The organism is Comamonas sp. JNW (assembly GCF_003105075.1).
In the GTDB taxonomy this organism is placed as follows: domain Bacteria; phylum Pseudomonadota; class Gammaproteobacteria; order Burkholderiales; family Burkholderiaceae_C; genus Comamonas; species Comamonas squillarum.
The window spans coordinates 239,208-256,340 of the sequence record NZ_QETI01000001.1; the positions used below are offsets into that span (position 1 = coordinate 239,208).

General features: G+C 62.4%; 15 protein-coding genes and 11 tRNA genes. 3 read left to right on the forward strand and 23 right to left on the reverse strand.

Annotated features, from left to right (window positions below; translation table 11 throughout):
* Nucleotides 1-71: 71 nt before the first annotated feature.
* The 12 genes from DCO45_RS01075 to DCO45_RS01130 all read right to left on the reverse strand — a co-directional run bounded on the left by DCO45_RS01075 (nt 72) and on the right by DCO45_RS01130 (nt 12,264).
* Nucleotides 72-869, reverse strand: a complete 798-nt coding sequence (locus DCO45_RS01075) for an ankyrin repeat domain-containing protein (protein WP_313900089.1) — start codon at nt 867-869, stop codon at nt 72-74.
* 29 nt (nt 870-898) lie between these two features.
* Entirely contained in the window at nt 899-1,705 is an 807-nt protein-coding gene (locus DCO45_RS01080; RefSeq protein WP_116924116.1) for a TatD family hydrolase, read from the reverse strand.
* A 452-nt stretch (nt 1,706-2,157) separates the two neighbouring features.
* Nucleotides 2,158-2,532 carry a PilZ domain-containing protein gene (locus DCO45_RS01085; protein WP_021027879.1) on the reverse strand — a complete coding sequence of 125 codons (375 nt, stop codon included), beginning with the start codon at nt 2,530-2,532 and terminating at the stop codon, nt 2,158-2,160.
* A gap of 97 nt (nt 2,533-2,629) precedes the next feature.
* A complete protein-coding gene (locus DCO45_RS01090) occupies nt 2,630-3,673 on the reverse strand; it encodes a DNA polymerase III subunit delta' (RefSeq protein ID WP_116924117.1) in 1,044 nt (347 codons plus the stop codon).
* A 1-nt stretch (nt 3,674) separates the two neighbouring features.
* Complete coding sequence (gene tmk, locus DCO45_RS01095; protein ID WP_116924118.1) at nt 3,675-4,370, reverse strand: dTMP kinase; 696 nt, start codon at nt 4,368-4,370, stop codon at nt 3,675-3,677.
* A gap of 42 nt (nt 4,371-4,412) precedes the next feature.
* Nucleotides 4,413-4,766 (reverse strand): single-stranded DNA-binding protein, encoded by a 354-nt coding sequence (locus DCO45_RS01100; protein WP_116924119.1) that lies wholly within the window; start codon nt 4,764-4,766, stop codon nt 4,413-4,415.
* Nucleotides 4,767-4,838: 72 nt separating this feature from the next.
* Nucleotides 4,839-6,098, reverse strand: coding sequence for an MFS transporter (locus tag DCO45_RS01105; RefSeq protein WP_116924120.1), 1,260 nt, complete (start codon nt 6,096-6,098; stop codon nt 4,839-4,841).
* Nucleotides 6,099-6,151: 53 nt separating this feature from the next.
* Nucleotides 6,152-7,720: a DNA recombination protein RmuC gene (gene rmuC, locus DCO45_RS01110; protein WP_116924121.1), complete on the reverse strand. Its 1,569-nt coding sequence runs from the start codon at nt 7,718-7,720 to the stop codon at nt 6,152-6,154.
* Nucleotides 7,721-7,815: 95 nt separating this feature from the next.
* Nucleotides 7,816-8,811: a D-glycerate dehydrogenase gene (locus tag DCO45_RS01115; protein ID WP_116924122.1), complete on the reverse strand. Its 996-nt coding sequence runs from the start codon at nt 8,809-8,811 to the stop codon at nt 7,816-7,818.
* Between the two features lie 19 nt (nt 8,812-8,830).
* The gene (locus DCO45_RS01120; protein ID WP_116924123.1) at nt 8,831-10,252 is read right to left on the reverse strand and encodes a sodium:proton antiporter; all 1,422 of its coding nucleotides are present in this window, start codon (nt 10,250-10,252) and stop codon (nt 8,831-8,833) included.
* A 130-nt stretch (nt 10,253-10,382) separates the two neighbouring features.
* A complete protein-coding gene (gene pncB, locus DCO45_RS01125; protein WP_116924470.1) occupies nt 10,383-11,636 on the reverse strand; it encodes a nicotinate phosphoribosyltransferase in 1,254 nt (417 codons plus the stop codon).
* A gap of 169 nt (nt 11,637-11,805) precedes the next feature.
* Nucleotides 11,806-12,264: a thioesterase family protein gene (locus DCO45_RS01130; protein ID WP_116924471.1), complete on the reverse strand. Its 459-nt coding sequence runs from the start codon at nt 12,262-12,264 to the stop codon at nt 11,806-11,808.
* A gap of 395 nt (nt 12,265-12,659) precedes the next feature.
* On the opposite strand from DCO45_RS01130, the gene DCO45_RS01135 reads away from it, so the two are divergent.
* From DCO45_RS01135 to DCO45_RS01145, 3 genes are all read left to right on the forward strand, one after another.
* Nucleotides 12,660-13,217: a phasin family protein gene (locus DCO45_RS01135; RefSeq protein WP_116924472.1), complete on the forward strand. Its 558-nt coding sequence runs from the start codon at nt 12,660-12,662 to the stop codon at nt 13,215-13,217.
* A gap of 356 nt (nt 13,218-13,573) precedes the next feature.
* Entirely contained in the window at nt 13,574-14,617 is a 1,044-nt protein-coding gene (locus tag DCO45_RS01140; RefSeq protein WP_116924124.1) for an extracellular solute-binding protein, read from the forward strand.
* Nucleotides 14,618-14,723: 106 nt separating this feature from the next.
* Nucleotides 14,724-15,482, forward strand: a complete 759-nt coding sequence (locus DCO45_RS01145; protein ID WP_116924125.1) for a 3-hydroxyacyl-CoA dehydrogenase — start codon at nt 14,724-14,726, stop codon at nt 15,480-15,482.
* Between the two features lie 140 nt (nt 15,483-15,622).
* On the opposite strand, the gene DCO45_RS01150 is transcribed toward DCO45_RS01145, so the two are convergent.
* From DCO45_RS01150 to DCO45_RS01200, 11 genes are all read right to left on the reverse strand, one after another.
* Nucleotides 15,623-15,699, reverse strand: a tRNA-Asp gene (locus tag DCO45_RS01150).
* A 48-nt stretch (nt 15,700-15,747) separates the two neighbouring features.
* Nucleotides 15,748-15,823 (reverse strand) — tRNA-Glu (locus DCO45_RS01155).
* A 57-nt stretch (nt 15,824-15,880) separates the two neighbouring features.
* A tRNA-Ala gene (locus tag DCO45_RS01160) sits at nt 15,881-15,956 on the reverse strand.
* A gap of 108 nt (nt 15,957-16,064) precedes the next feature.
* Nucleotides 16,065-16,141 (reverse strand) — tRNA-Asp (locus DCO45_RS01165).
* Between the two features lie 48 nt (nt 16,142-16,189).
* A tRNA-Glu gene (locus DCO45_RS01170) sits at nt 16,190-16,265 on the reverse strand.
* 57 nt (nt 16,266-16,322) lie between these two features.
* Nucleotides 16,323-16,398, reverse strand: a tRNA-Ala gene (locus tag DCO45_RS01175).
* Nucleotides 16,399-16,506: 108 nt separating this feature from the next.
* Nucleotides 16,507-16,583: transfer RNA gene (locus DCO45_RS01180), tRNA-Asp, on the reverse strand.
* Between the two features lie 48 nt (nt 16,584-16,631).
* Nucleotides 16,632-16,707: transfer RNA gene (locus DCO45_RS01185), tRNA-Glu, on the reverse strand.
* 83 nt (nt 16,708-16,790) lie between these two features.
* Nucleotides 16,791-16,867, reverse strand: a tRNA-Asp gene (locus DCO45_RS01190).
* A gap of 48 nt (nt 16,868-16,915) precedes the next feature.
* Nucleotides 16,916-16,991, reverse strand: a tRNA-Glu gene (locus tag DCO45_RS01195).
* A gap of 37 nt (nt 16,992-17,028) precedes the next feature.
* Nucleotides 17,029-17,104, reverse strand: a tRNA-Ala gene (locus DCO45_RS01200).
* Nucleotides 17,105-17,133 lie beyond the last annotated feature (29 nt).

The following is a 17,133-nucleotide window of genomic DNA, read 5'->3' on the forward strand; positions in this document are numbered from 1 at the left end:
TGAATGTCAAGCCCCTGCCCACAGCGGGTGCAAACACGACATGGGCAACGGGGGCAGCGCCGCCCGCAGCCTTACCAGTTGCTCTGGATCTTGCGCCGGCCTTCCTGCGGGAATGCGGGCTTTTGCGGCACATAGGCGCCGGGCTGCGGCTTGGGCGCGGCCGTGCTGCCTGCAGCGGCTGCACCTGCACCTGCGCCTGTACCTGCGCTGGCACCCGCGCCTGGCGCTGCGGCGCCGGCCTGGCTCAGCCAGGTCACCACTTCCGAGCGGTCGGCGCGGGTGGCAAAGTCACTCGCCGTCAGTCCCTGCTGGTTTTTCAGCTTGGGGTCGGCGCCTTCCTTGATCAGCAGTTGCACGGCGCTGCGTGTGCCGTACTGGGCGGCCATCATCAACGGCGTGGTGCCATTGGGCGATGCGGCATCGATATAGGCGTGGTGCTCCAGCAGCAGCGCCACCATCTGCAGGTCGGAGCCATCTTCGCTCGGGGCCGAGACGGCATAGTGCAGCGGCGTCCAGCCCTCGCGGTTCACATCGGCGCCCCGGGCAATCAAGGCCTTGGCCAGATCGACCTGGCCCTTGATGGCAGCCATCATCAGCGGTGTCTCGCCCTTGGCATTGGCCAGGTTCACATTGGTGGTTGGCAGCGCAATCATGCCCTTGGCCGCGCGGTAGGAGTCGAGCTTGAAGGCCTGCGTCAGGCCCGTTTCGCCCTTCTCGCTCACGGTGTTGGGGTCAAAGCCGCGCTGCACCAGCGCCTCGATGCCCTTGGCGTCATCGCGGATGATGCGGGTGAAGAAATCGTCATACGAGCCCGCTTGCGCGGCCGCGCAGGCCAGCCACAGGGCCGCCGCGCAGGCCGCTCGAAGCACAGACAAAGAACCAGGTGTAGCAGGCAGCTTCATGACAGCACTCCGCTGAAGAGTCGATCGAAATTGCGGTTGGTGGCCTCGGCCACCGCTTCCACGCTGGTGCCGCGCACCTGCGCAATCTGCGCGGCCACATGCGGCACATAGGCGGGCGTATTGGTCTTGCCCCGAAACGGCACCGGCGCCAGATAAGGGCTGTCGGTCTCGATCAGCAGCCGGTCCTCGGGCACAAAGGCCGCGACATCGCGCAGATCCTGCGCCTTTTTGAAAGTGATGATGCCCGAGAACGAGATGTAAAAACCCAGGTCCAGCGCCGCGCGGGCGACTTCCATGCTCTCGGTAAAGCAGTGGAACACGCCGCCTGCGGCATGGGCGCCACCGGTCTCGCCCTCTTCGCGCAGCAGACGCAAGGTGTCATCCGATGCGCTGCGGGTGTGGATCACCAGCGGCTTGCGCACCTGCCGGGCCGCGCGGATATGGGTGCGAAAGCGCTCGCGCTGCCACTCCAGATCAGCCACCGTGCGGCCGCCCTTGCGGTCTTCCATGCCGTAATAATCCAGGCCTGTCTCGCCAATGGCCACGACGCGCGGCAGCGCCGCGCGCTCGACCAGGTCCTGCACGCTGGGCTCGGTCAGCCCTTCGGTATCGGGGTGCACACCCACGCTGCACCAGAAGTTGTCATAGCGCATCGCCAGCGCATGCACGTCGGGAAACTCCTCCATCGTGCAGCTGATGCACAGCGCGCGGGTCACCCGCGCCTCGTCCATCTTGGCGCGGATGGCAGGCAGGTCCTGGACAAGCTCGGGAAAGTTGAGGTGGCAGTGGGAGTCGGTGAACATCAATCGTCAACGCTGCAGACGATCAAAGCGCCGCAGTCCAAATACAAAGAACTGCAGCCATTGTCCCCGCTCCGGCTGCTCCGACGGTCGCGACCACCGTAAAACCCTGTCAGCCCAGCTAAGAAATCGGGGTGGGACAGGGTCGAATCCAGTGCTTAGAACCTGTTCAATGTCTCCTCGCGCCGCGACAGTGTCTTTGCGAGATGGGATGCGAGGGGGGCGCCCAGCCGCGTAACACCGCAGCAATAGCCCAGCTATTGCGAGGATTTGCAACGACGCAGACCGCTCCCTTCCCGGGCAGCGCAAAGCCACTGTCCCTACGGGTTGGAGTGAAATCGGGCGATTTCTTCGCGCTGGCCCTTGCTTGCACCCCGGTGCAAGCTGCGTTCCATCCCTTCGAACTCATCCCGATTGCACTCCAACGCGGCTGCGTAGAGACTTTGAACAGGTTCTTAGATGGTCTGCGTGGCGCGGTCAGCCTGCAAGGCCGTGCCCAAGATCTGTTCAATCTTGTAACGCAGCTCATCCGTCTTGGGGTCTTTGGGAAAGCGCACGCCAATACCCTGGGTGCGGTTGCCACCGGCGCCTGCCGGAGTCACCCAGCCGACTTTGCCGGCAATGGGGTAGCGCTGCGGATCCTGGGGCAAGGTCAGCAGCAGGTAGACATCGTCGCCCAGTGCATAGTCCTTGGGCGTGGGGACAAAGATGCCCCCTTCCTTGAACAAGGGGATGTAGGCGGCATAGAGCGCGGCCTTTTCCTTGATGGCCAATTGCAGCACGCTGGGGCGAGCGCTGGCCGTGCCCGGTGCAGGGGTAGGACTGTTCATAGATTCCAAGGATAACCAAATTTTGCTGCCTATTTCCAGATGCCAGCGCAAACACAGGCCACTTCAGCGGCCTGTTACACCGGCCGATGGACCCGGCTTAGCGCCGCGACTGCAGCACGCTGGCCGCCTGCGCGACCAGTGCTTCGAGCATCAGCCCCTGGTTGAAGGGGTGCGCCGCCGTGCGCATCGACTGCGTCAAGGCCTTGCTCCAGCGCGCCAGGACCGCCAGCGCCGGGGGCGCAGGTAAATCGGCCGCGTCAAAAAACCGTGGCGCGGCCCCCACACGCAGCATCAGCAAATCATGGCAGAGCTTTTGCAAGGCATCGACCACCTCGGGCGCAGACAGGCTGGACAAGGCACCGGGCTGGCCATTGGCCAAATCCTTGGGCAACTTCCTCCAGACCTGGGGCGAGCGGCCGGCATGCATCTGATCCAGCGCATCGTCGGGGCGACCGCCTGCGGCCTGCAGCAGCGCGTCGACCTGGTCTGCCGGCACGTCCTGCGCCACCAGCCAGCTGCGGGCCGATGCGGTATCGGGCCACTGCATGGTGTGCGCCAGGCAGCGGCTGCGGATCGTGGGCAGCAGCTGGTGCGCGGCTTCGGTCGCCAGCACAAAGCGGGCATCGCCCGGTGGCTCCTCCAGCGTTTTGAGCAGCGCATTGGCAGTGACCGCATTCATTTTTTCCGCCGGAAACACCAGCACCGCCTTGCCTTTGCCCCGGCCCGAGGTGCGCTGCGTGAACTCCACCGCATCGCGCATCGCATCGACGCGGATTTCCTGGCTGGGCTTGCGCTTTTTGTCGTCAATGTCCGCCTGGGCCTTTTCGGGCAGCGGCCAGCCCAGCGCCAGCATCTCGGTCTCGGGCATCAGCACACACAGGTCCGTGTGGGCATGCACATCGATCGCATGGCAGCTGGCGCAGTGGCCGCAGGCGCCCTGGGGCGTCGGTGCATCGCACAACCAGGCCCGCACCAGGCCCATGGCCAGCGAGAACTGGCCCAGGCCCGAGGGGCCTTGCAGCAGCCAGGCATGGCCGCGCTGGGCCAGCAGCTGCTCGCGTTGCTGGGCAATCCAGGGGGCGGTGGGCGCCGGTGCTGCGGCTACGGGCTCGGGCGCTGCAGTGTTCTTGGCGGTGGCCATATCAGCCCTCCACCTTGCTGGCCGGCAGCCAACCCTGGGCTGCTACGGCCTGGCGCACCGCCTGCCACACCGCCGGCTTGGGCTGGTGCGAATCGATGCGCGCAAACCGCGCGGGTTGCGCCAGCGCGCGCTCGGCATAACCGGCGGCCACGCGGGCAAAAAACTGCTGGGGTTCGGCCTCAAAACGGTCGGGGGCACGTGCACCGGCCAGGCGCTCGGCGGCCACCTCGGTGGGCAGATCAAACCAGATGGTCAGGTCAGGCTGGCGCAGCGCGCCCTCACCCAGCTCGGGCCGGGCCTGCACCATGCGCTCGAGCACCTGCAGCACCTGCAGGTCAAAGCCGCGCCCGGCGCCCTGGTAGGCAAAAGTGGCATCGGTAAAACGGTCACACAGCACCACATCGCCCCGGGCCAGCGCCGGCTCGATCACCTGCTGCAGGTGGTCGCGCCGGCCCGCAAACACCAGCAAGGCCTCGGTCAAGGCATCCATGGGTTCTTGCAGGAACAGCGCGCGCAGCTTTTCGGCCAGCGGCGTGCCACCGGGCTCGCGCGTGCTCACCACGTGGCGGCCTGCGGCCAGGAAGGCATCGTGCAAGCCCTGGATATGCGAGGATTTACCGGCGCCGTCAATGCCTTCAAAGCTGATAAACAGGCCGCGCGAAGCAGCTGGAGAAGATGCGGGAGAAGATGGAGTCATGCTGCGCCAGATTGTACGTGCCCGCCCACACCCCTGATGGGTTCAGGCGGCAGGGTCAAAGTCCGCATCACCGGCCACGCCGCGCTTGCGGGCCACGCCGTAGGCGGTCAGCACCTGGTGGGCGACCATGTCCACGCTGGGGCGGGTCACGCCATCGCGGTCGACCCAGACCTTGGGGGTCAGACTGCCCGACAGGCAGATGCTGTCGCCGTCGCCCAGGCCCAAAAGCGCTGCGACCGGCGCATCGTCAAAAGCGATGACGTTGACAATCAGCATCTCGCCATCGCCCGCGCCCGCATTGGCACGCACCTTGGCCAGTGCATACGGCTTGCCGGTTTTACTGCTGCGCTCGACCGGCTGACCCAGTATGCGCCCGGATACCAATCCATCCATCATGCTTTGATCCCCCATACAAGCCTTGCAGTTTAGCCGCTTGGGCGGCCACCAGAGGCGAGTAGTGCGCCAAGATCAGGGCTCGCGGGGCGGCTGGGCCTGTTTCTCGCCCAGCGCATGGCTGGCCGGTTCTGCGCTGTGGCTGCTGTCGAGCACCCGGAAGTTGGGCAAGGGCGTTTTGCCCAGCACCCAGGCCATGCGCGAGCCCGCGCCCACTAAGCCGCCCATCACCCAGAAAACCCCGCCCACCCCAATGGCCGCCCCTGCGGCGCCAAACATCAGCGGCATGCAGACGCTCGAGCCATTGATCAGCATCAGCCGCAGCCCCACGGCCTCGCCGTGGCGCTCCTCGGGGGTGATCTGGTGGAGCATGCTCATGGCCATCGGCTGCACACTGCCCAGGCCGATGCCCAGCAAGGCCGAACAAAAAGCCATCGCCCAGGCATTGGGCATCAGCGGGTAGATCGCAAAAATCGCGGCCGTGAGCACCATCGCGGCCATCACCACGGTCATCTCGCGCAGGTGGCGCGAGATGGCGGGCAGCAGCACCCGGATCACAAAGGCCGCCAGCGCAAACACGCCCAGCACGGCACCGATCTCGGAGGCCGACAGACCCCGGTCATGGCCCAGCAGCGGCACGACAAAGGTGTGCACATCCCAGCAGGAGGCCACCAACCAGTTGACAATCAGCAAGCGGCGGAAGGACTGCTCGCGCAGCAGGTCCCAGGCATGGTGGGGCTGGCCATCGCTTTTGGCGGGCGCGGGCTCCATCTCCTGGGCGCTGCGCACACACCACCAGGCCACCACCGAGAACAGCGCCAGCACCGCAAAAGCGATGCGGTAGGACAGGTTGTTGCCGGCCTGGCCGGTCGAGTGGTCGATGATCAGCCCGGTGACCATCGGCCCCAGAAAATTGGCAATCGCCGGGCCCAGCGACAGCCAGCTGAAGATCTGGCGCAGCTCGCTGGCCTCATGGGCGACGCGGCCGGCATGGCGCTGCAGCGCAATGATGGAGATGCCGCAGCCCGCCCCCGTAAGCAGCGCCGCGACGCACAGGACTTCAAAACGGGGAAAGGCGACACCAATGGCAGTGCCGGCAAAGGCCAGCGCAATGGCGGCCAGCATCGGCTTCATGAAGCCATGCCGGTCTGCGTAGCGGCCCGCCGGCAGCGCCAGGAACACCTGGGTCAGCGCAAACAGACTGAGCAAGAACCCCACCGCGCCGGGGGTGTGGCCATCGCGCAGGGCCAGCAGCGGGGCTGCCAAGCGCGTACCTGTCATACAGGTATGGACAAAAAACTGGCCGATGATCAGCCGTATCAACTCGCGATTCACGCGTTCCCTTCAGCACCGTGGGCAACTGGCACTTGCTTGGCCTGCATTGTCGGCTAAGTCAGGGCCGCTGCGCTGTCGCCTTCGTCCGTATCGGTGGTCAACGGGCCCAGCTCGCCAGCGGCGGGTGTCTCATGCACATGCGAGAGCCGTTTTTGGATGGCGCGCGTGCGCACATCGACCTGCTCGAATTTCTTGGCCGCCTGGTCCAGCGACCTGCGCGTGGCCTCCACCACATCGCCAAACTTGTTGAACTCGGTCTTGACCTGCCCGAGCACCGCCCACACCTCGGAGCTGCGCTTTTCGATGGCCAAGGTCTTGAAGCCCATCTGCAGGCTGCTGAGCATCGCCGCCAGGTTGGCTGGGCCCGAGACCATGACCCGGCAGTCGTTCTGCAAGGCTTCCACCAGACCCGGCCGGCGCATCACCTCGGCAAACAACCCCTCGGTGGGCAGGTAGAGCACCGCAAAATCGGTGGTGTTGGGCGGCGAGACATACTTGCTGTAGATCTTCTTGGCCTCCAGCCGGATCGAATTTTCAAAGCCGATGCTGGCCGACTGGATCGCCGCCTTGTCCAGGCTTTCTTGCGCATCCATCAGGCGCTGGTAGTGCTCGACCGGGTACTTGGAATCGATCGGCAACCACACCGGTTTGTCATCGCTGTGGCCCGGCAGGCGGATGGCGAACTCCACCATCTCGTCGCTGCCCGGCACGGTCTTGACGTTCCTGGCGTACTGCTGGGCCGTCAGCACGTTGTCGATGATCATGCCCAGCTGCAGCTCGCCCCAGGTACCGCGCGATTTCACATTCGTCATCACGCGCTTGAGATCACCCACGCTGCCCGCCAGCGTCTGCATCTCGCCCAGGCCCTTGTGCACCTGTTCGAGCCGGTCGCTCACCAGCTTGAAGGATTCACCCAGGCGCTGCTCCAAGGTGGCATGCAGCTTTTCATCCACCGTTTTGCGCATCTCTTCGAGCTTGCTGGCGTTGTCGCTCTGGATGCTGGCCAGGCGCTCGTTGAGCGTGCCGCGCAGCTGCTCGGCCTGCTGCTGGTTGGCCTGCAGCAGCTGCGCCAGCTGGCGCCCCACCCCGTCCTGCATGCCCGCCAGGTGCGACTGCACATCGGTCTTGAGGGTGGCCAGGCTTTGGTGGTTGGCGCGGGTGAGCGCATCGACGCGCTGGGTGAGCGAGGTATCGAGCACCGACAGGCGCTGGTTGATGGCCGCATCGAGGTGGGCCAGGCGCTGGGCGAGCTGGGTTTCGAACCCGGCCAGCGCCTGGGCCAGCTCCTGGCGCCCAAGGCGCGATTCAGCCAGGCTTTGCGCCATGCGCGCTTCCAGCGATTCGCGGAACTCGCCCATCACATCTTGGCTGCCCTGGTTCAACTCGCGCAACTGCAGGCTCAGGTGCTGCGACAGGTGGCTGAGCGCGCCTTCGCTGCGCGCCAGCGCCTGCACGGTCTGCTGCTGGTCGCGGGCCTGGCGCTCCTGCTGCTGCAGCCAGGCCTCCCCCAGATCGGCTTTGGGCCGGCGCAACAGCAGCACCAGCAGGTTGGCCAGCACCGCCAGCAGTACCAAGGCCAGCAGCACCAGGCTGAGCAGCGACCGATCCAGATCCAGATTCACAACCGTTCCCCGTGTTTGAGAAGACTGCAAAAATAATAGCTGCTTGCACCCGTCTGGTGGGCACAAACAGCCATGTTTATTGAAATATTTTGCGTTCAGGCGGCGCTGCGGCGGCTGTGCTCCAGGCGGTTGACGGGTGTGACCGGCGCCTGGCCGCCCAGGTAGGCGATCAGGTTGTCAGCCGCCAGCTGGGCCATGGCCCGGCGCGTGCCCATCGTGGAGCTGGCGATGTGCGGCGTCAGCACCACGTTGGACAGCGCCAGCAGATCGGGATGCACCGCAGGCTCGCCTTCGAACACATCCAGGCCGGCGGCGGCAATGCGCTTGCTCGCCAGCGCCTTGGCCAGCGCCACATCATCCACAATGCCGCCGCGCGCGATGTTGATCAGCGTGGCGCTGGGCTTCATGCTGGCGATCTCGGCTGCGCCAACCGTGTGGTGGGCCTCGGGGGTGTAGGGCAGCACCAGCACCAGGTGGTCAGCAGTGCTGAGCAGCTCTTGCTTGCTCACATAGCGGGCCTTGCAATCGGCCTCCAGCTCGGCAGACAGGCGCGAGCGGTTGTGGTAGACCACCTGCATGCCAAAGCCATGCGCGCCGCGCCGGGCAATGGCCTGGCCGATGCGGCCCATGCCCAGAATGCCCAGGGTGCTGCCATGCACTTCGGCGCCGGCAAACAGGTCATAGCGCCAGTCCTTCCAATGGCCGGCACGCAGAAAATGCTCGCTCTCGGTGATGCGGCGGGCCGTGGCCATCAGCAACGCAAAGCCGAAATCGGCCGTGGTCTCGGTCAGCACGTCGGGCGCATTCGTGCCCTGCACGCCGGCTGCCGTCATCGCGGCCACATCAAAGTTGTTGTAGCCCACGGCCATGTTGGCGCAGATCTGCAGCTGCGGGCAGGCGGCCAGCAAGGCCGCATCGATGCGCTGCGAGCCGGTGGTCAGCACGCCATCCATGCCCTGCAGGCGCTCGGCCAGCTCGGCGGGCGACCAGGCGATGTCGTCCTGGTTGGAGCGGACATCGAAGTGCTGCTCGAGCACGGTGACCACTTCGGGCGAAATGGCGCGGGCAATCAGAATTTTCGGGCGGGACATCGGCAGTTTCCTCGGGGCTTCAGCGGAACCAGATAAAAGTCATCACGACAAACAGCGGCACCAGGATGGCGCACGACCAGGCCATATAGCCAAAAAAGCTGGGCATGCGCACTCCACGGCTTTCGGCAATGGCCTTGACCATCATATTGGGTGCATTGCCGATATAGGTGTTCGCGCCCATGAAGACGGCACCCGCCGAAATCGCGGCCAAGGTGGTCGCCATCGAGGTCATCAGCACCTGGGGATCACCCCCTGCGGTGTTGAAGAACACCAGGTAGGTGGGCGCATTGTCCAAAAAGCTGCTGAGCAGGCCCGCAGCCCAGAAGTACATCGCCGGGTCGGGCGAGCCATCGGGCCGGGTTACCGCACGCACCACCGCGCCAAAGGGGCCGTTGGCGCCCGCCTGCAGCATCGCGATGACGGGGATGATGGTGAGAAAAATGCCGGCGAACAGCTTGGCCACTTCCTGCATCGGGCCCCAGTCGAACTGGTTGGCCGCATGGGCCGACGCGGGCGTGAGTTTGTAGGACAGCACGGCCACCGCAATCAGGCCCAGATCACGCACGACGGACGGCAAGCCCACGGCCACGCCGGCAATGTCCCACTGCAGGTCGGACTTCCAAAAGCCGCTCAGCAGCACCAGGGCCACGACAGCGCCCAGCAGCACAAAATTGATCTTGCCTTCAAAGCCCAGGCTGTGGGTGTCGGGCGTCGGATCGCTGCGGGGCTTTTGCGCATCAAAGCGCAGCATATAGCGGTCCAGCAGGTAGAAGATGACCAGCAGCGCGCCGACGAGGAACAGGGTCTCGGCAAAGATATGGCGCACGGTCCAGAAAAAATCCACGCCCTTCAAAAAGCCCAGGAACAGCGGCGGATCACCCAGCGGCGTGAGCGAGCCACCGGCATTGGAGACGATGAAGATGAAAAACACCACCACATGCGCGCAGCTGCGGCGGGCATCGTTGGCCCGGATCAGCGGGCGGATCAGCAGCATGGACGCGCCGGTCGTGCCCATGAAGCTGGCCAGCACTGCGCCAATGGCCAGAATGGCCGTGTTCAAACCCGGCGAGCCATGCAGATTGCCGCGGATATAGATACCGCCCGAGACGGTGAACAAGGCCGTCAGCAAGATCACAAAGGGAATGTATTCAGCCACCAGTGCATGGGCCAGGTTGCCAACGGCCAGCCCCGGGCCAAAGACCGCTGCGAAGGGCAGCAAAAAGGCCAGCGCCCAAAAAGCGGCCACCTTGCCAAAATGGTGGTGCCAGAAGCTGGGCAGAAACAGCGGCATCAGCGCAATCGACAGCAAAATTCCGGCAAAGGGAATGCCCCAGAAAACAGAGAGTTCGGCCCCGTTGATGGTGGCCGCCCCGGCCCACCCGGGCGCCAGCACCGCAGCGCCCACCGCCGCCCTGCCCCAGACCCCATACTGCTGCCCCATAACCTGCTCCTTGTGTTTGTGCTTATTCATGCATGGCAGCCCAACACCGTCCGGCAGGCGCACGCAGCCCGGTGATTTTAGTCAGCGGCCAAGCCCCAATGCAGGCTGCGGCAGGCGGCAGCCATCCCGATTAACCCGCACGTGCGGGGGCGGGGGCCACGCCTTGCGGGGGGATGTGCTGGCTGGGGGGCAGGTTGAACACCTGGCGCAGGTAGGCCAGGTATTTTTCGTCGTCGCACATGCTCTTGCCCGGCGTGTCCGAGATCTTGGCGACCGGCTGGCCATTGCAGCGCGTCATCTTGATGACGATCTGCAGCGGCTCGTAGCCCAGGTCATTGGTCAGGTTGGTGCCCACGCCGAAGGCCAGTTGGCAGCGGCCCTCAAAGCGCTCGAACAACGCAATGGTGCGCGGTATCGTCAGCGCATCGCTAAAGATCAGGATCTTGGTCAGCGGATCGACCTTGTGCAGCTTGTAGTGCGCGATCAGGCGCTCGCCCCAGCTGAAAGGGTCGCCGCTGTCATGGCGCGCGCCATCAAAGAGCTTGCAGAAGTACAGGTCAAAGTCGCGCAGAAAGGCATCCATGCCATAGACGTCGGACAGCGCAATGCCCAGGTCGCCCCGGTACTCCTTGGCCCACATGTCAAAGCCATAGATCTGGCTCTCGCGCAGGCGCGGGCCCAGCGCCTGGCAGGCCTGCAGGTATTCATGGGCCATGGTGCCCAGCGGGGTCAGGCCCAGCTGTTTGGCAAACAAGGTGTTGCTGGTGCCAGCCAATTGGCCAAGGCGCTCACCGGGCATGGCCGGATGGGTCGCCACGCCCAGCCCCCCCACCAGGCTGCCCAGCACCTCGCGCTGCCAGCGATGGCTAAAGCGCCGGCGCGTGCCGTAGTCGGCAATCTTGAGCGCCTCCAGCCCCGGCCCGCGCATGGCCTCGATCTTGCCTGCCAGGCGCCGGCGTCCTTCAGCCCAGTCGGGCTCTGGCTGGGTATTGCGAAAGTAGACCTCGTTGACGATGGCCAGCACCGGGATCTCGAACAACACGGTATGCAGCCAGGGGCCGGTGATCGTGATGTCGATCTCGCCACTGGGCAGCTGCAGCACCGTGATGTATTTTTCCTTGAGCTGGTAGAGCCGCAGAAAATCGATGAAGTCGCTTTTGATAAAACGCAGCGATTGCAGATAAGCCAATTCGTCATCGGCAAAACGCAGGCTGCACAGGTGCTGGATTTCGGCGCGAATCTCGTCCACATACGGCGCCAGTTGCACACCGGGGTTGCGGCAGCGAAACTTGTATTCCACCTGGGCCCCGGGGAACTGGTGCAGCACCACCTGCATCATGGTGAACTTGTACAGGTCGGTGTCCAGCAGGCTTTGGATAATCATGGTTGGCAGCACAGGGTTGCGCGCCAACCCATGCAGCAGCCTATTTGGCTGCTGGCGGCAGACGCCATGTCTCATATCCACAACCCAGCGCCTATTTCATAAGGTCGCAACAGCGGCAAGTGTAGGCGATTGCCCGCTGCCTTGCTGCCAGGCAGGGCAAGCCTCTTATTTACTGCAGCTCCAAGCTCTCCAGTGCCTGGCGTGTGGCATCGGGCAGCGCCACCGGGCGGCGGCTGCTGCGGTCCACATACACGTGAACAAAATGCCCGCATGCAGCGCTTTGCGCCTGGCCGGCGACAAAAATTGCCAGTTCATAGCGCACGCTGCTCTTGCCCAGATGCGCCACGCGCACGCCCACGTCCACGTCCTGCGGATAGGACACCGGCGCAAAATAGTGGCATTGGGTCTCCACCACCAGGCCAATGCTGCTGCTCGCTTCGATATCGAGCACGCCTTTTTCGATCAGCAAGCGGTTCACGGCGGTGTCGAACCAGCTGTAGTACACGACATTGTTGACATGCCCATAGGCATCGTTGTCGGCCCAGCGGCTGGTCACACGCACAAACTGCGCATAGGCCGATCGGGGCTGGGGCTGGGGGCGCTCGGCGTGCTGCTGCATAGAAGACATCTTGGCCATCCTGGTCACAAAGTTCGCAGGCATTGTAGAAGTGCTGGTGCCGGGCGTCGCTGCACGTCGGAGACAGGCGATGGCAGGCCATCAAAGGCATTGCCATCGTGCTGACACATGGGGCAATTACAACGTCAGAGCAAGCCGATTTCAGCTGATTGCCAAGCGATTAATTCGTTACCCTATCAACCAATTAAACAAATGGTAAATGATTGAAATCAAACCAAAAGATTTTTTTGCTGCACTGCACAAAAAAGGCTTGCAAAAGGCGCGCAGATGCCCAACAATAGAGTCATTGTGCAGTGCAGCAAATTCACAGCAATGCACAAACCCCCGGCGCACAGCACGTGCCCGAATTTGTACCTTCAACACTTCTAACGAGACGGAGTATGAACATGGCATTGACCCCTGACCAAATCCTGGCTGCACACAAAGCGAATCTGGAAACCCTGATGGGCCTGACCAACAAGGCCTTCGAAGGCGTGGAAAAGCTGGTGGAACTGAATGTGGCCGCGACCCGCGCTGCATTGTCCGACGTGTCGGCCAACACCTCGGCTGTACTGGATGCCAAGAACGCCCAAGACCTGCTGAGCGTTCAAAGCGGCCTGCTGCAACCCATGGCCGAAAAGACCGCTGCCTACAGCCGTCACCTGTACGAAATCGCTGCTGCTACCAGCCTGGAATTCAGCAAGGCCTTCGAGAACAAGGCCGTCGAAGCCCAGTCCAAGTTCAACGAATTTGTCGACACCGCTGCCAAGAACGCACCGGCTGGCTCCGAAAGCGCTGTGGCCGTGATGAAGACGGCTGTTGCTGCTGCCAACAATGCGTATGACTCCGTGCAAAAGGCGGTCAAGCAAGCCGGTGAAGTGGCTGAAACCAACTTCAACACCATCACCAACAATGCCGTCAAGGCTGCTGGCACCGTCAGCGCCGCCACGGCCCGCAAGCGCTAACTAGCGAGCCTCTTTAGCGCGCTGCCGTTGCCCAAGACCTACAGTTTGGTCAAATATTCGCCAGCGCGCTGGACAGAATCAAGGGTAAACCCTATAATTTACCCATGGTGTTGAAAATTTCAACACACCCAGTTGTCTCCTTGGATCTTTTCGAAACCTGGTTTCTGGGATCCTTTTAAAGCCCGGCCTTGCCGGGCTTTTTTTTGTCCGCCCGCTTTGTGCCTGAGCTGGCGCGCCATCCACAGGGCCGCACTTAAGACGATCTGAATAAGCACAAGCAACGCAATGGTTTAAATAGAAACAATTCTTGTTTCAATTAAGATCGCTGCTCCAACTTTACAGAGACGTTTTGCCCTATGCATTCTTTCAAACTCCTTGCACTGGCTTGCGCCATCACGGCAGGTGCCGCAGCACATGCCCAGGAAGTGGTCAACCTGTACTCTGCCCGCCACTACGCCACTGATGAGGCGCTCTATAACAACTTCACAAAAGCGACCGGCATCAAGATCAACCGCGTTGACTCGGACGACGCAGGCATTGTGGCCCGCCTCAAGGCAGAAGGCGCCGCCTCCCCTGCCGATGTGGTGCTGATGGTGGACGCCGCGCGCCTGTACCGCGGCGAGAAGGACAACCTGTTCCTGCCGATCCGCTCGGCCAAACTGGAGGAAGTGATCCCCGCCAACCTGCGCGCCCAGCCCGAAGCGGACGGCGGCATCACCTGGTTCGGCCTCTCGACCCGTGCCCGCGTGATCGCCTACAACAAGGACAAGGTCAAGCTGGAAGATGTCGACAGCTACGAAAAGCTGGCCGATCCCAAGAACAAGGGCAAGATCTGCATCCGCTCGGGCTCGCACCCCTACAACCTGAGCCTGTTTGGCGCGGTGACCGAGCACATCGGCGAGGCCAAGGCCCAGCAATGGTTGCAGGGCGTCAAGGACAACCTGGCACGCCCACCCAAGGGTGGCGACACCGACCAGATCAAGGCCGTGGCCGCCGGTGAATGCGATATCGCCATCACCAACAGCTACTACTTTGCCCGCCTGATGCGTTCGAGCAACCCTGACGATGTCGCGATCACCAACAAGGTGAGCGTGGTGTTTCCCAACCAGAGCAGCTGGGGCACGCACCTGAACATCGCCGGTGGTGCCGTCGCCAAGTACAGCAAGAACAAGGACAATGCCGTTAAGTTCCTGGAGTACCTGGCCAGCCCGGAAGCGCAGACCTACTTTGCCAACGGCAACAACGAGTGGCCTGCTGCCAAGAATGTGCAGACCGACAACCCCGCACTCAAGACGATGACCCAGAACAAGCCGTTCAAGAGCGAGACCATCCCGATCAGCGCCGTGGGCAGCAACATGCCCAAGGTGCAGCAGATGCTGGACCGCGCCGGCTTCCAGTAAGCCCCGCACACTGTCACGAAAAGCCCGTTCGCGGGCTTTTTTTGTGACCGCTCGCCGCCCCGCTCTGGGCTAAGATGCAGCGATCCAACAACCAGGAGACATAGCGATGCACATCGCCAACAAGGTATTTATCGTCACAGGCGGCGCTTCGGGCCTGGGCGAAGGCACGGCCCGCATGCTGACCCGCGAGGGTGCCACGGTCGTCATCGCCGACATGCAGGCAGAAAAAGGCCAGTCCCTGGCCCAGGAGCTGGGCGGCGCCTTTGTGCAATGCGATGTGTCCAATGCAGAGCAAGCCCAGGCGGTGGTTGCCAAGGCGGTCTCGCTGGGCAAGCTGTTTGGCCTGGTCAACTGCGCAGGCATTGCACCGGCCGAAAAGACCGTGGGCAAAAAAGGTGCCCATTCGCTCGAGCTGTTCAGCAAGACCATCACGGTCAACCTGATTGGCAGCTTCAACATGATTCGCCTCTGCGCCGAAGCCATGGCCCAGAATGAGCCGGAACTCACGGGCGAGCGCGGCGTGTTGATCTCGACGGCCAGCGTGGCCGCCTATGACGGCCAGATTGGCCAGGCCGCCTATGCCGCCTCCAAAGGCGGTGTCGTCGGCATGACCTTGCCCATCGCCCGCGATCTGGCGCGCAGCGGCATCCGCAACATGACGATTGCCCCCGGCATTTTCGGCACCCCCATGCTGTTTGGCATGCCCCAGGAGGTGCAGGATGCGTTGGCCGCCGGCGTGCCCTTCCCCAGCCGCCTGGGCACCCCCGAGGACTATGCCAAGCTGGTCAAGCACATTGTCGAAAACGACATGCTCAATGGCGAAGTGATTCGCCTCGATGGCGCCATTCGCCTGGCACCCAAGTAATCCCACCGGCCTGCGGGCCTTGGCATGCAAAAAGCCGATCTGCGACGCAACCCGCTGATCGGCTTTTTCTTGGGCGCTGCGCACAGGCCGCCGCCATGAAAAAAGCCTTCTTGCCGCATGACAAGAAGGCTTTTGGAATCTGGCGGAGTGGACGGGACTCGAACCCGCGACCCCCGGCGTGACAGGCCGGTATTCTAACCAACTGAACTACCACTCCTGGCAGGAAGCTTTGCTAGCTATTATATAGCATCAAGCGCTTCAAACTTGGCGACCCTACGGGGATTCGAACCCCGGTACTCACCGTGAAAGGGTGATGTCCTAGGCCTCTAGACGATAGGGTCAATCCTAGAACGTTGCCTGCGCTGCATTGCTGGTGCAATGCCTCAGACAAGTTTAATTGGTGGAGGTAAACGGGATCGAACCGATGACCTCTTGCATGCCATGCAAGCGCTCTCCCAGCTGAGCTATACCCCCCAATATTTTTATATCAACCCAATACTTTGTCGGAGTCGCTCGCTGTACCTGAGTACAGCTTCGCGACTCCTTCGCGTCTTGGCTCGATCTAAAAACATTTAACAACTGTGGCGGAGTGGACGGGACTCGAACCCGCGACCCCCGGCGTGACAGGCCGGTATTCTAACCAACTGAACTACCACTCCTGGCAGGAAGCTTTGCTAGCTATTGTATAGCATCAAGCGCTTCAAACTTGGCGACCCTACGGGGATTCGAACCCCGGTACTCACCGTGAAAGGGTGATGTCCTAGGCCTCTAGACGATAGGGTCAATCCTAGAACGTTGCCTGCGCTGCATTGCTGGTGCAATGCCTCAGACAAGTTTAATTGGTGGAGGTAAACGGGATCGAACCGATGACCTCTTGCATGCCATGCAAGCGCTCTCCCAGCTGAGCTATACCCCCCAATTTGCTGATATCGCTCCATGACTTTGTCGCCATCACTCGCTGTACCTGAGTACAGCTTCGCGATGCCTTCGCGTCCTGAAACGATCTCAACAAATTTTAAAACTGTGGCGGAGTGGACGGGACTCGAACCCGCGACCCCCGGCGTGACAGGCCGGTATTCTAACCAACTGAACTACCACTCCTGGCAGGAAGCTTTGCTAGCTATTGTATAGCATCAAGCGCTTCAAACTTGGCGACCCTACGGGGATTCGAACCCCGGTACTCACCGTGAAAGGGTGATGTCCTAGGCCTCTAGACGATAGGGTCAAAACCTGGACTTGCCTTGCGGCTATCGATTAAAAAAGCGCCCTCTTAATCAAAGGCGCTTCTCATCGAGCGACTGACCAAACTGGCGGAGTGGACGGGACTCGAACCCGCGACCCCCGGCGTGACAGGCCGGTATTCTAACCAACTGAACTACCACTCCTGGCAGGAAGCTTTGCTAGCTATTATATAGCATCAAGCGCTTCAAACTTGGCGACCCTACGGGGATTCGAACCCCGGTACTCACCGTGAAAGGGTGATGTCCTAGGCCTCTAGACGATAGGGTCAAAACCTAAGAACCGATTTCTCGTTTCCGATAATCTTTGGTGGAGGTAAACGGGATCGAACCGATGACCTCTTGCATGCCATGCAAGCGCTCTCCCAGCTGAGCTATACCCCCGTATCGGCAAGTTTTACAATTTACTTGTT

Excerpts from the sequence above, each read along its gene's own strand:
- DCO45_RS01135 (WP_116924472.1), top strand. The coding sequence starts at position 12,660 with ATGGCATTGACCCCTGACCAAATCCTGGCTGCACACAAAGCGAATCTG.
- tmk (WP_116924118.1), bottom strand. The coding sequence starts at position 4,370 with ATGACTCCATCTTCTCCCGCATCTTCTCCAGCTGCTTCGCGCGGCCTG.
- DCO45_RS01120 (WP_116924123.1), bottom strand. The coding sequence starts at position 10,252 with ATGGGGCAGCAGTATGGGGTCTGGGGCAGGGCGGCGGTGGGCGCTGCG.
- DCO45_RS01115 (WP_116924122.1), bottom strand. The coding sequence starts at position 8,811 with ATGTCCCGCCCGAAAATTCTGATTGCCCGCGCCATTTCGCCCGAAGTG.
- DCO45_RS01085 (WP_021027879.1), bottom strand. The coding sequence starts at position 2,532 with ATGAACAGTCCTACCCCTGCACCGGGCACGGCCAGCGCTCGCCCCAGC.
- pncB (WP_116924470.1), bottom strand. The coding sequence starts at position 11,636 with ATGATTATCCAAAGCCTGCTGGACACCGACCTGTACAAGTTCACCATG.
- DCO45_RS01140 (WP_116924124.1), top strand. The coding sequence starts at position 13,574 with ATGCATTCTTTCAAACTCCTTGCACTGGCTTGCGCCATCACGGCAGGT.
- DCO45_RS01145 (WP_116924125.1), top strand. The coding sequence starts at position 14,724 with ATGCACATCGCCAACAAGGTATTTATCGTCACAGGCGGCGCTTCGGGC.
- DCO45_RS01090 (WP_116924117.1), bottom strand. The coding sequence starts at position 3,673 with ATGGCCACCGCCAAGAACACTGCAGCGCCCGAGCCCGTAGCCGCAGCA.
- DCO45_RS01100 (WP_116924119.1), bottom strand. The coding sequence starts at position 4,766 with ATGATGGATGGATTGGTATCCGGGCGCATACTGGGTCAGCCGGTCGAG.
- DCO45_RS01080 (WP_116924116.1), bottom strand. The coding sequence starts at position 1,705 with ATGTTCACCGACTCCCACTGCCACCTCAACTTTCCCGAGCTTGTCCAG.
- DCO45_RS01130 (WP_116924471.1), bottom strand. The coding sequence starts at position 12,264 with ATGTCTTCTATGCAGCAGCACGCCGAGCGCCCCCAGCCCCAGCCCCGA.